Source organism: Gordonia heveisoli (assembly GCF_030315745.1).
Taxonomy (GTDB): domain Bacteria; phylum Actinomycetota; class Actinomycetes; order Mycobacteriales; family Mycobacteriaceae; genus Gordonia.
Window position 1 is genome coordinate 185,603 of record NZ_JASXSH010000008.1, and the last position, 11,014, is coordinate 196,616.

Sequence of the window (11,014 nt, forward strand, 5' to 3'; positions counted from 1 at the left end):
GCGAACGATCACTCGCCCTCGCGGATGACACCGCACGCGACTCGCGCGCCGGCGTCGCCGGTGTCCAAGGTCTTCTGGTTGGGCTTGGGTGCGTACTCGGTGGGGATGTTGCCGAAGTTGTCCGGCTTCTCGTGGATCACGATCGCCTTGCCGAAGACGTCGGCCAGCTTCACCGAATCGGTGACGGTGGTGGTCAGACCGGTGTGGTCGGCGAGGATGTTGATCGAGATCAGGTCACCGCTGGACGGGTGGCCGGTATGGCCCTCGGCCTGCAGGTGGCTGCCTGCCGCCCCGAAGGCCGCACCGTCGGTGCCCGGTTCGCACACGCCCTTGGCGTGCAGGTGCATGCCGTGGAAGCCGGGGGCGATGTCGCCGCCGGTCACCTTCACGGTGATGGTCACCGGCGAGTTCGGGTTCTCCGCGGTGAAGGTCGCCCGGCCCACGACGTCGCCCGCCTCATTCTTGATCGCGGCGGTGGCCAACTGGCCGGTCGGGATGTGGTCCGCGTTGTCGACCGCGCCGGCGGGGAGGGACGCACCGGGAACCACCGGCGGGGTGGTGCCCTTCTGATTGGTGGCCTCTTCGTCGGGGCTGCAGCCGACCAGCGCGAAACCGATCACGCCCATCGACGCGAGCGCGGTGGCGACACGCAGGGTGGTCTTACGGGGCTTCGTGCTGGCAGACATCTCACTCCTTGATCGATCAGGGTCTGCGTAGATCCTAGATCTACGGGGTCGAACGGACGATGGGGGATGGCGGATTGTCCGACCGCCACCGCAATCTGGATGGCCCCGTGGCGGTCACTGCCCGCCCGAGGGGGTCTCCGCGTCGGTGTAGGCGATGACGGGGATGCCATCGGCGCAGATCGAGGCGAAGGTCGAGGGCCGCTCTTCGAGGGTGTAGGTGCCGCCGAGTGCGGCGTTGACCTTGTCGGCCTGCGCCTTGGTCGCCGCGTCGTCGTAGAAGATGGTGTTCTCGCTGAAACCGCCACCGCTGTAGTTGCGCGCCTTGCGGGTCTTGTAACCCTGCTGCTTGAGTTCGGCGGTGACCTTCCCGGCGAGACCTTCGACCTCACCGGCGTTGATCACGCAGACGGATTTGGTGCTCGCCTCGACGGTCGACGTCGGCGGGGCGACCGGCGTGGTCACCGTGGCGGGTCCGGCGGCAGGTGCACTGTCCTCGTCATCACCCGAGGTCACAGCCGAATGCCAGCCGAGCCCGATGAAGACGACGGCCACCGCGAACAACAGCATGGCCCCGGCACGAAACGGCAGGCGATTGGGCTCACGGTCTGCATTCATCACCGACGACCTTAACGCACATGCGGACCCGAACCCGGATCAGCACTCAGGTGATCTCGAAGCCCAGGCGACGGGCCGCACGCGCCTTCTGGCGGGACGCGCGCAGCCGACGGAGTCGCTTGACGAGCATGGGATCGGCGGCCAGCGCCTCCGGCCGGTCGACCAGTGCGTTGAGGACCTGGTAGTACCGGGTCGCCGACAATCCGAAGAGTTCTTTGATGGCTTCTTCTTTGGCGCCCGCGTACTTCCACCACTGCCGCTCGAAGGACAGGATGTCGTGTTCGCGTCGCGTCAGTCCGTCCGCCCCGACCTCATGCGGGTCGACCGCCGACTGGTCGGCGGCAAGGTTTTCGGGGGTCGATTGATTGCCCTGTTTCTGGCTACGCGCAGCTGCGCCGTCCATCTCGCTCCCTCACGATTCGCCGCTCGTCGACCCTCACCTCATCGCCAACGGCAACGCCGGTGAGTGGTCCGCCCGGCGAATCGAATGACAATGCTGTGGTTCGCTAGTCATCTAACCATGATTCGTTAACGCGAAGGTGTTGTGACTCGCCCGGTGCCTGCGCGCGAATGACATTATCGGCGCGACCCCGCGGCCATGCCGATGCGATCCCGCATAACCGCTGTCACAGTCGTCGTCGGGGCCGCAGTAGTCTGACCCGCATGGCGATTCTCCCGATCTGCATCGTCGGCGAGCCCGTGTTGCACGAGCCGACCGCACCGGTCCCCCTCGACGCCGACGGCCGCCCCTCGGCCGAGGTGGTCACACTGCTCGACGACATGTACGAGACGATGGACGCCGCCCGCGGTGTCGGCCTGGCGGCCAATCAGGTCGGCGTCGGTCTGCGCATGTTCGTCTATGACTGCCCCGACGGCGAACGCCACGTCGCGACCCGTCGCCGCGGCGAGGTCATCAACCCGGTCCTGGAGACCTCCGAGATCCCGGAGACCATGCCCGACCCCGACGACGACGTCGAGGGTTGCCTGTCGGTTCCGGGTGAACAGTTCCCGACCGGTCGCGCCGACTGGGCGCGGGTGACCGGGGTCGACCGCAACGGCGAGGAGATCGTGGTCGAGGGCAGCGGCTTCTTCGCGCGCATGCTGCAGCACGAGACCGGCCATCTCGACGGCTACCTGTATGTGGATGTGCTGATCGGCCGGAACGCGCGCGGCGCGAAGAAGGCGATCAAGAAGAACAAGTGGGGTGTGCCCGGGTTGACCTGGCTCCCCGGTTCGGTGACCGACCCCTTCGGCCACGACGACGATGACTACGAAGACTGAGTCGGCGGGGATCGGCTGCCGGTGATCTCGCCTGCCACCGACCTCTTCGTCGGGGACCGGGTCGTCGTCCGCTATCTGCTCGGCGACGCGACCCCGGCGGATTGGCGCGGTGACCATGGCGCCGCCCGGTCCGATGTGACCGGCATCCTGCTCGACGACGGCGACCCACTGATCCTCGAGCGCGACGGGGTGGCCGAGTCCATTCCGCGCGCGCGGATCACCTCGGTTCGGCTGTTGTCGGCGAAGACGGTGCGCAACAGCGAGATCCGCGCACTGGAGATGGCAGCTGCCGCGGCATGGCCCGGCCTGGAATCGGCAGACGTCGACGGCTGGCTGCTGCGTGCGGCCGACGGTTTCAGCCGCCGCGCGAATTGCGCTCTGCCCCTGGATCGTTCCGCGCGACCGACGGAGTCGTCGCTGACCCGGATCGGTGAGTGGTTCACCACCCGCGGACTGCCCACCCGCCTCGTGCTGCCCGACCGGCTCCTGGCCGCGACCGGTCTCGACGGCGACGACGGCCCGCGCGTCCAGGTACTGACCCGCGACCTGCCTGCCGACGCCACATCCACCACCGAACGGCTGTCCACGGTCACGCTCGCCGACACACTCACACCGGAGTGGGTTCGGGCCTATGTGCACGGCGAGCGGGAACTGGGCACCGCCACAAGAGTTCTGGCGAGTGCGGACGGACCGGTCGTCTTCGCGGCCGTCAACGGTAGCGCAGCGACGCCGATCGCGATCGGTCGTGCCGCGGTGACCACCGCCCCCGATGGCATCTCATGGCTGGGATTGTCCGCGGTGTGGACGGACCCGGCCCATCGTCGCGTCGGCCTCGCCACCACCGTCGTGTCCCGGCTGTTCGAGTGGGGCGTCGAACGAGGTGCCGTGCGCGCCTACGTTCAGGTCGACATCACCAACCGGGTGGCCGGATCGTGGTATCGCCGAATCGGATTCGGCCTGCACCACGAGTACCGGTACCTCACCCTGCCCGCCGGCGGCACCGAGCAGATGACCGAGGAGATCGAGCAGTGACCCAACCACCAGCCGACAAGACTGGCCGGAAACGAAAGTCGGGTCCGGCCAGTGTCGCGCAGCGGCGTCGACAGGCGATGATCACGGCCGTCGTGCTGGTCGTCGTATTGGCCGTGCTCGGCGTCACCTGGTTCCTCAACAACCGCACCGACGATTCGTCGGCGAGCCGGCCTGCGGCGAGCACATCCACCCAGCAGAAGTCATCCGCGAAAGCCTCCACGACCGCGAAGAAGACCGGCGCCACAAGCACAGCGGCCAAACCCGGTTCGACCAAGCCCAAGACCCCGGCGTCGAGCGTTCCCCGACCGCGGGCCACCCGCACCCCGGCCCCCGGGCCGTCCGGCGATGTCCCGGTCCACGTGCAACGCACGCTGACGCTGATCGACTCGGGCGACTGGCCGGACGCGGCCAATGCCCCCGGCACCCGCGGCGGAATCGTCTTCCGTAACAGCGAACGTCGGCTCCCGGCCACCGACGCGAACGGAAAGCGCGTCGCCTATCAGGAGTGGGACGTCAATCCGAAACAACCCGGTCGTGGCCGCGACGCGGAACGGATCGTCACCGGTAGCGACGGGTCCGCCTGGTACACCGCCGATCACTACCGCACCTTCGTCCAGATCCGGGGTCCACGATGAGTTCGTCGAATACGCCACACGCACCGTCTGACCCCACCCCGATGCCGCAGTTCCTGGCGGCGGCCGGTCGTCGGGGACCCGTTGTCGGGGTGCAGACCGCACGCCGATTGTCCGGGGTGCCCGTCGGGTTCGAGGTGCGCACCATCGACGGTGCGCACACCACCACCATCGACAGTCTGTACCGGAGCTTCGCGCAGGCCTGGGACTTCCCCGACTACTTCGGCCACAACATGGCAGCCTTCGACGACTGTATGCGCGACCTCGACCACAGCAACATGCCCGGCCCGGCGCCCAGCGGATACTTGACGCACATCACCGACGCGCAGCGCATCCTGTCGGCCGACGACGCGGTCTTCGACTGGTTCGCCGGTTCGATGCCGTTCTATCGTGATCACTACCGCGACGACTATCGGAGCCGGATCGCCGGTCACCCCACCGTCTTCGCGGTGGTGCTGTCGGTGCCGCAAGCCCGCGTCGAGACCGTTCGACTGCGCTGGCGGGCGGCCGGTGTCTCTCTGGCGACAATCGAGGAGTAGACGTGCGCATCGCCACCTGGAATGTGAACTCCATCCGCGCCCGGTCGGAGTCGGTCGTCGCCTGGATGACCGAGCAGGACATCGACGTCGTGGCGTTGCAAGAGATCAAATGCCACAACGACGCGTTCCCGCTGATGAGCTTCCTGGCCTCCGGGTACGACGTCGCCCACGTCGGTCAGGGCGCCTACAACGGGGTGGCGATCGCTTCCCGAGTCGGACTCGAAGACGTCGAGATCGGCTTCGAGGGGATGCCGACCTTTCCGGTCGACGGTCAGGAGGTCGCCGAGGCGCGCGCGATCTCGGCGCGCTGCGCGGGTATTCGGTTGTGGAGTCTGTACGTACCCAACGGCCGGGCCCTCGATGATCCGCACTACGCCTACAAGCTGCGGTGGCTGGACGCCCTCCGGGACATCACCGCACTGGGACTGGCGCACGATCCGGCCGCGCAGCTGATGCTCGCCGGCGACTGGAACGTCGCCCAGCGCGACGAAGACGTCTGGGATCTGAGCTTTTTCGAGAATCGACCGCATGTATCCGAGCCGGAGCGCAGCGCTATCCGCCGTTTCCTCCGCACCGACGGTGCCGGGCCCGGCCTCACCGACAGCGCACTGCCGTACGCCCCTGGGTACACCTACTGGGACTACACGCAGCTGCGCTTCCCGCGCGATGAGGGTATGCGGATCGACTACGCGCTGTGCTCACCGGCCCTCGACACTCGGGTGACCGGCGCCTTCGTCGACCGTGATGCGCGAAAAGCCAAGGGTGCCAGCGATCATGCTCCGGTCGTCTTCGAGATCGCCGATTGAGGCCGGTCACCTCAACCGAAGGCGCGGCCTTCCACCCAGTAGGCCATCGACTTCACGGATTTGCGACCCAGCCGGTAGTCCGATTTCAGCACGCCCGCGACGGCGCGCGTGCTCGCCGAATCCAGTGCGACCCAGCCGAACTGGCCGCTCGCGTCGAAGGCGGCCGCCCGGACCGCATCCACCAGCGCAGCCCCCTTACGCTCCCGCGGGATCCATGTCACGGTGTCCTGCGGGCGGGTCCGGAGTGTCAGGTCACGGTCGCTCTCATGCTGGTACTCGAACCAGATCGTCGCGCTGACATCGGGATTCGCCGACTCGTCGATGGCGTCGAGTAGCGAGTTGATCGCCGCCATCGATGCGGTGTCCCCGACGATCAGATATCCGGTCGGCGGCTGTTCGGGGAGTTCGAATTTCGAGCCCATCAGCGTGGCGTTGATCTGATCGCCGACCCGCGCTTGCTGCGCCCATCGCGCCGCGGGGCCGTCGTGGATCGCGAATTCGACGGTGAACTCGTCCGTGTTCGAGTCGGGGTCGACGAGGGTGTAGCCGCGCTGATGCAGTTTGCCGTCGGCGGAGAACCACAGTCGGACCCACATCGTCGGGTGCGGCTGGCGCCCGGTCAGCAGTCCGCCGCCACTGAAGCGGAGCCGGAGGTAATGATCGGTCACCACTTCGGTGCCGGTCACGGTGAACCGGAAGTCATCGCCGCCGAGGAGCTTGAGTACCGCACCTTGCCAGCCACGCCCCTTGGTGGACACCTCAGTCATCTTCGAGCCTTCCGTCGACGGGATGCCGACAGAATAGCCGATGATTAGGGTAGCCTGAGCTAATGTATGTGCCCGCCCCCGTCAGCTCTACGCCGGCGCCACCGCGACGATGCCGGGATGCGCGTCAAGGTAGTGCTTGGTGAAGGTGCAGACCGGCTTGAGCCGCGCCCCCTGATCGCGCACGTAAGCGATCGCCCCTCGCGTCAGCCGGGTACCGAGTCCGTGGCCGGTGTATTCGTCGTAGAGGACGGTGTGCAACACGGTCACCGTGGTCTCGCCGTCGCGCGTCTCGGTCGAATAGCCCAGCACGCCAATGAGATCACCAGCCACCCACAACTCGAATCGTTCCCGCTCCTTGTTGTGCACGACCTGCGCGATCTGCTGCAGAATCGACTGCGCCGACTGCGGCGGCCGCTGTCGAAATTTTCTGTTCACCTGATCCCTCCCACCAGCACCTGACGCGCTGAAACTCCCGGCGCGGGTGCCTGATTTCCCCCAAGATCCGGTCTTCCCGGTCAGGCAACACACCTACTGATTGTGATTCCGGTCACAGGGTACCTTACGGGACCGTAGTTTGTGGACCCCCGTCCACCGTGTGTGATCGCGACTGAACTCGCCGTCGAATGTCGCCCGGGCGGTGGTCTCCGACGACCGGTGCGCGTAGGGTGTGCGGCGAAGAAAAAATGAATGACGCGGGGGCTCTCACGACACCGAGGGCTGAGATGGCGACGGGCGGTCGCCGACCGCCTGAACCTGTCCGGGTAATGCCGGCGTAGGGAGTGAGAATCATGGGCACCCGTCTATCTCGAACCGAAGGCTCCGGCAATCCGCCGGCCGACACCTCGGCAATCACCACCGGCCCCATCGCGGGCAGCGACAAGCACTACATCGACGTCGAGCATCTCCGCGTCCCCAGCCGCCGGATCTCGCTGACCAACGGCGAACACCTCGACGTGTACGACACCTCCGGTCCGTACACCGACACCTCGGCCGAGATCGACCTCGAACGCGGACTGCCCGCGACACGCGACGGTTGGCAGCGCCCCGAGCCGATCGCCGGTGCCGCCACCCAGCTGGCCTGGGCGCGTGCCGGCATCGTCACCGACGAGATGCGGTTCATCGCGGCCCGTGAGGGCGTCGACGTCGAAGTGGTGCGCTCCGAGGTGGCCGCGGGTCGCGCGGTCATCCCGGCCAACCATCGTCATCCCGAATCCGAACCGATGATCATCGGCAAGGCGTTCGCGGTGAAGATCAACGCCAACATCGGCAACTCGGCGGTGAGCAGTTCCATCGCCGAGGAGGTCGAGAAGATGGTGTGGGCCACCCGATGGGGCGCCGACACGATCATGGATCTGTCCACCGGTGCCGACATCCATCAAACCCGCGAGTGGATCATGCGTAATTCGCCGGTCCCGGTCGGCACGGTGCCGATCTATCAGGCGCTGGAGAAGGTCGAGGGCGATCCGACCAAGCTGACCTGGGAGCTGTACCGCGACACCGTGATCGAGCAGGCCGAGCAGGGCGTCGACTATATGACGGTGCACGCCGGGGTGCTGCTGCGTTACGTACCGCTGACCGCACGCCGGGTGACCGGCATCGTCTCGCGCGGCGGTTCGATCATGGCGGCGTGGTGTCTGGCGCACCACGAGGAATCGTTCCTCTACACCCACTTCGACGAGCTGTGCGAGATCTTCGCCCGGTACGACATCACCTTCTCGTTGGGCGACGGACTGCGACCCGGCTCCATCGCCGACGCGAACGACGAGGCCCAGTTCGCCGAGCTGCGCACCCTCGGCGAACTCACCACGATCGCCAAATCCCATGGCGTGCAGGTGATGATCGAGGGCCCCGGTCACGTCCCGATGCACAAGATCGCCGAGAACGTCCGCCTGGAGGAGGAACTGTGCGAGGAGGCGCCGTTCTATACCCTCGGGCCGCTGGCCACCGACATCGCCCCGGCCTACGACCACATCACCTCCGCGATCGGCGCGGCGATGATCGCGCAGGCCGGCACCGCGATGCTCTGCTACGTCACCCCGAAAGAGCATCTCGGGCTGCCCAACCGTGACGACGTCAAGGTCGGCGTGATCACCTACAAGATCGCCGCCCACTCTGCCGATCTAGCCAAGGGACATCCGCGCGCGCAGGAACGCGATGACGCATTGTCCAAGGCGCGCTTCGAGTTCCGCTGGACCGACCAGTTCAATCTGGCCCTGGACCCGGACACCGCCCGCGAGTATCACGACGAGACGATGCCCGCCGAACCGGCCAAGACCGCCCACTTCTGCTCGATGTGCGGCCCGAAGTTCTGTTCGATGCGCATCTCCGCCGATGTCCGCGCCTACGCCGAGGAGAACAATCTGGTCACCGCGGAGGACATTGACGCCAAGATCGCCGCGGAGATGGCCGCCAAGTCGGCCGAGTTCGCCGATGCAGGCAATCGCATCTACCTCCCGCTGGAATCGTCGGCGCCGTCCCGGTGAGCACCGATCCCCAGACGCAGGAACGACCGGCGTTGCTGCCCACCGTCGCGGACGGTGTGACGCCCAGGCGGGTGCTTACGATTGCCGGTTCCGATTCCGGTGGCGGCGCCGGGATCCAGGCCGACATGCGCACCTTCGCGCTGCTCGGGCTGCACGCCTGTGTCGCAGTAACGGCCGTCACCGTGCAGAACAGCATGGGCGTCAGCGGATTCCAGGAGATCGAGCCGAGTGTGGTGGCGGCACAGATCGACTGCGTCGTCGACGACATCGGCATCGGGGCGGCCAAGACGGGCATGCTGGCGTCGGCACCGATCATCGAGGCGGTCGCCGAGCAGTGCGTCGCCTCCGGAATCGGACGGGACGGCCGGGTGCCACTGGTCGTCGACCCGGTGTGCGCCTCCATGCACGGCGATCCACTGCTGGCCGCCGACGCCCTGGACACCCTGCGGTCCGCGCTGTTCCCACTGGCGACAGTGGTCACCCCCAATCTCGACGAGGTCCGGCTGATCACCGGTATCGACGTCGTCGATTCGGACGGGCAGCGCGCTGCGGCCCGCGCCTTGCACGATCTCGGGGCGCGGTGGGCACTGGTGAAGGGCGGTCACCTGCACTCATCGGCGCACAGCACCGATCTGTTGTTCGACGGCACCGACTTTCACGAGTTCGGCCACACCCGCATCGACACCCCGCACGACCACGGTGCCGGTGACACCCTCGCGGCCGCGATCGCCGCGGCGCTGGCGCACGGCTATCCGGTGCCTGCGGCCGTCGGCTTCGCCAAGGCCTGGGTGTCGCGCGGCCTGGCCGCCGCCTACCCGCTCGGGGCCGGTCACGGACCGGTCAACCCGCTGTGGCGGGTCGCCGCGGCAGGTCCGCCGAATCCTGGTTGGTAACGTCACAGATGTGACGCCTGCCCGCCTCCCCGATCCGCAACGCCTGCAGCAGATCCGCCGTGACCTGCACGCCCACCCCGAATTGGCCTTCGCGGAGACCCGGACCGCGCAGGTGGTCGCCGACCGACTCACCGAACTCGGCGTCGAAACCACGATGGGCATCGGTGGCACCGGGGTCGTCGGCGTCATCACCGGCGCGACCCCCGGCCCGACGATCGGGCTGCGCGCCGACATGGACGCCTTGCCGATCGACGAACTGCCCGACCGCCCACACCGATCCCGTACCGCCGGTGTCATGCACGCCTGCGGCCACGACGGGCATGTCGCGATGTTGCTCGGTGCGGCCGAGATACTCTCGGCTGAAAGAGATTTCGCAGGGACCGTGGTCCTGGTATTCCAGCCCGCCGAAGAGGGTGCGGCCGGCGCACCGGCGATGCTCGACGACAATCTCATCGAACGCTTCGGCATCGAGGAGATCTACGGCCTGCACAACATCCCGGGCATCCCGGCCGGTGACTTCGCGGTTCGCCCGGGCACCATCCTGGCGTCCTTCGACGACATCGAGATCGCCATCACCGCTGCCGGGGCACATGCGATGGCCCCGCACATGTCCGGCGATGTCGTCGCCGCCGGTTCCTATCTGGTGACGCAGTTGCAGACGATCGTCGCCCGCCGTCTGGACCCACTCGTCCCGGGGGTCGTCGCGATAACCTCCTTCCACGCAGGCGCCACCAACAACGTGATGCCGACCCGCGCCGAACTTCGCGGCACCGTACGGTGTCTCGATCCCGACGCAGCCACCCGCATCGAGCAGCTGGTGCGCCAGGTGTGCGCGTCCACCGCGGACGTCCACGGGGTGCACGTCGAAATCGACTACACGCACCGGTATCCGTGCACGGTCAACGACCCGACGTGCGCGGCCCGCGCCGCGGCCGCGGTGACCGAACTGGCCGGGGCCGACCGGGTGGATGGCAACTGCGCGGGAATCCTTGCGGCCGAGGACTTCTCCTTCTTCCTGCAACAAATCCCCGGTGCTTACGCCTTCATCGGCAACGGCCCGGTGACCGCCGATGCCGGTCCGGTACACAGCCCGACCTACGACTTCAACGACGGCATCGCCGCAGACGGCGCCCGCTACCTCGCCGCCATCGCCCGCGCGGCGATCGCCGCCCGAAAGTAGGGGACCGAAAGTAGGGGAGGAACGTTCCTCCCCTAGGTTTGCGTTCCTCCCCCACCTACACCTAGCGGACGAACCCGAAAGTAGGGGACGAACGTTCCTC

Annotated in this window: 13 protein-coding genes and 1 riboswitch; of the genes, 8 read left to right on the forward strand and 5 right to left on the reverse strand. The window is 67.3% G+C overall.

The features are described 5' to 3' along the window. Positions 1-8: 8 nt before the first annotated feature. The 3 genes from QSJ18_RS09610 to QSJ18_RS09620 all read right to left on the reverse strand — a co-directional run bounded on the left by QSJ18_RS09610 (position 9) and on the right by QSJ18_RS09620 (position 1,704). The gene (locus tag QSJ18_RS09610) at positions 9-686 is read right to left on the reverse strand and encodes a superoxide dismutase family protein (protein ID WP_286326161.1); all 678 of its coding nucleotides are present in this window, start codon (positions 684-686) and stop codon (positions 9-11) included. Between the two features lie 114 nt (positions 687-800). Further along, positions 801-1,301, reverse strand: coding sequence for a LytR C-terminal domain-containing protein (locus QSJ18_RS09615; RefSeq protein ID WP_286326162.1), 501 nt, complete (start codon positions 1,299-1,301; stop codon positions 801-803). A 46-nt stretch (positions 1,302-1,347) separates the two neighbouring features. Beyond that, complete coding sequence (locus tag QSJ18_RS09620) at positions 1,348-1,704, reverse strand: DUF3263 domain-containing protein (protein WP_286326163.1); 357 nt, start codon at positions 1,702-1,704, stop codon at positions 1,348-1,350. A gap of 260 nt (positions 1,705-1,964) precedes the next feature. Here QSJ18_RS09620 and QSJ18_RS09625 point away from each other — a divergent pair, with 260 nt between their 5' ends. From QSJ18_RS09625 to QSJ18_RS09645, 5 genes are all read left to right on the forward strand, one after another. Then, the gene (locus tag QSJ18_RS09625; RefSeq protein WP_286326164.1) at positions 1,965-2,582 is read left to right on the forward strand and encodes a peptide deformylase; all 618 of its coding nucleotides are present in this window, start codon (positions 1,965-1,967) and stop codon (positions 2,580-2,582) included. Positions 2,583-2,603: 21 nt separating this feature from the next. Next, positions 2,604-3,614, forward strand: coding sequence for an N-acetylglutamate synthase, CG3035 family (locus QSJ18_RS09630; RefSeq protein WP_286326165.1), 1,011 nt, complete (start codon positions 2,604-2,606; stop codon positions 3,612-3,614). A gap of 77 nt (positions 3,615-3,691) precedes the next feature. After that, complete coding sequence (locus QSJ18_RS09635) at positions 3,692-4,249, forward strand: guanyl-specific ribonuclease (protein ID WP_286326186.1); 558 nt, start codon at positions 3,692-3,694, stop codon at positions 4,247-4,249. Continuing rightward, the gene (locus tag QSJ18_RS09640; RefSeq protein WP_286326167.1) at positions 4,246-4,785 is read left to right on the forward strand and encodes a barstar family protein; all 540 of its coding nucleotides are present in this window, start codon (positions 4,246-4,248) and stop codon (positions 4,783-4,785) included. Before QSJ18_RS09635 ends, QSJ18_RS09640 begins: the two co-directional genes overlap by 4 nt. A 2-nt stretch (positions 4,786-4,787) precedes the next feature. Continuing rightward, entirely contained in the window at positions 4,788-5,591 is an 804-nt protein-coding gene (locus tag QSJ18_RS09645; protein ID WP_286326168.1) for an exodeoxyribonuclease III, read from the forward strand. An 11-nt stretch (positions 5,592-5,602) separates the two neighbouring features. On the opposite strand, the gene QSJ18_RS09650 is transcribed toward QSJ18_RS09645, so the two are convergent. After that, on the reverse strand, positions 5,603-6,358 hold the full coding sequence (locus QSJ18_RS09650) for a siderophore-interacting protein (RefSeq protein WP_286326169.1): 756 nt from the start codon (positions 6,356-6,358) through the stop codon (positions 5,603-5,605). An 87-nt stretch (positions 6,359-6,445) separates the two neighbouring features. Beyond that, the gene (locus tag QSJ18_RS09655; protein WP_286326170.1) at positions 6,446-6,793 is read right to left on the reverse strand and encodes a GNAT family N-acetyltransferase; all 348 of its coding nucleotides are present in this window, start codon (positions 6,791-6,793) and stop codon (positions 6,446-6,448) included. Positions 6,794-7,040: 247 nt separating this feature from the next. Continuing rightward, positions 7,041-7,154, forward strand: a riboswitch (TPP riboswitch). Between QSJ18_RS09655 and thiC the strand changes: the two genes are divergently transcribed. The 3 genes from thiC (at position 7,147) to QSJ18_RS09670 (ending at position 10,914) form a co-directional block, all read left to right on the forward strand. Next, complete coding sequence (gene thiC, locus QSJ18_RS09660; protein WP_286326171.1) at positions 7,147-8,841, forward strand: phosphomethylpyrimidine synthase ThiC; 1,695 nt, start codon at positions 7,147-7,149, stop codon at positions 8,839-8,841. Its footprint overlaps the riboswitch before it by 8 nt. Then, positions 8,838-9,734, forward strand: a complete 897-nt coding sequence (thiD, locus tag QSJ18_RS09665) for a bifunctional hydroxymethylpyrimidine kinase/phosphomethylpyrimidine kinase (RefSeq protein WP_462476032.1) — start codon at positions 8,838-8,840, stop codon at positions 9,732-9,734. Before thiC ends, thiD begins: the two co-directional genes overlap by 4 nt. A gap of 10 nt (positions 9,735-9,744) precedes the next feature. Continuing rightward, on the forward strand, positions 9,745-10,914 hold the full coding sequence (locus tag QSJ18_RS09670; protein WP_286326172.1) for an amidohydrolase: 1,170 nt from the start codon (positions 9,745-9,747) through the stop codon (positions 10,912-10,914). Positions 10,915-11,014 lie beyond the last annotated feature (100 nt).

What these genes read in the sequence shown, in the direction of transcription:
- QSJ18_RS09610 (WP_286326161.1), bottom strand. Translation starts at nt 686, where the DNA reads ATGTCTGCCAGCACGAAGCCCCGTAAGACCACCCTGCGTGTCGCCACC.
- QSJ18_RS09615 (WP_286326162.1), bottom strand. Translation starts at nt 1,301, where the DNA reads ATGAATGCAGACCGTGAGCCCAATCGCCTGCCGTTTCGTGCCGGGGCC.
- QSJ18_RS09620 (WP_286326163.1), bottom strand. Translation starts at nt 1,704, where the DNA reads ATGGACGGCGCAGCTGCGCGTAGCCAGAAACAGGGCAATCAATCGACC.
- QSJ18_RS09625 (WP_286326164.1), top strand. Translation starts at nt 1,965, where the DNA reads ATGGCGATTCTCCCGATCTGCATCGTCGGCGAGCCCGTGTTGCACGAG.
- QSJ18_RS09635 (WP_286326186.1), top strand. Translation starts at nt 3,692, where the DNA reads ATGATCACGGCCGTCGTGCTGGTCGTCGTATTGGCCGTGCTCGGCGTC.
- QSJ18_RS09640 (WP_286326167.1), top strand. Translation starts at nt 4,246, where the DNA reads ATGAGTTCGTCGAATACGCCACACGCACCGTCTGACCCCACCCCGATG.
- QSJ18_RS09650 (WP_286326169.1), bottom strand. Translation starts at nt 6,358, where the DNA reads ATGACTGAGGTGTCCACCAAGGGGCGTGGCTGGCAAGGTGCGGTACTC.
- thiC (WP_286326171.1), top strand. Translation starts at nt 7,147, where the DNA reads ATGGGCACCCGTCTATCTCGAACCGAAGGCTCCGGCAATCCGCCGGCC.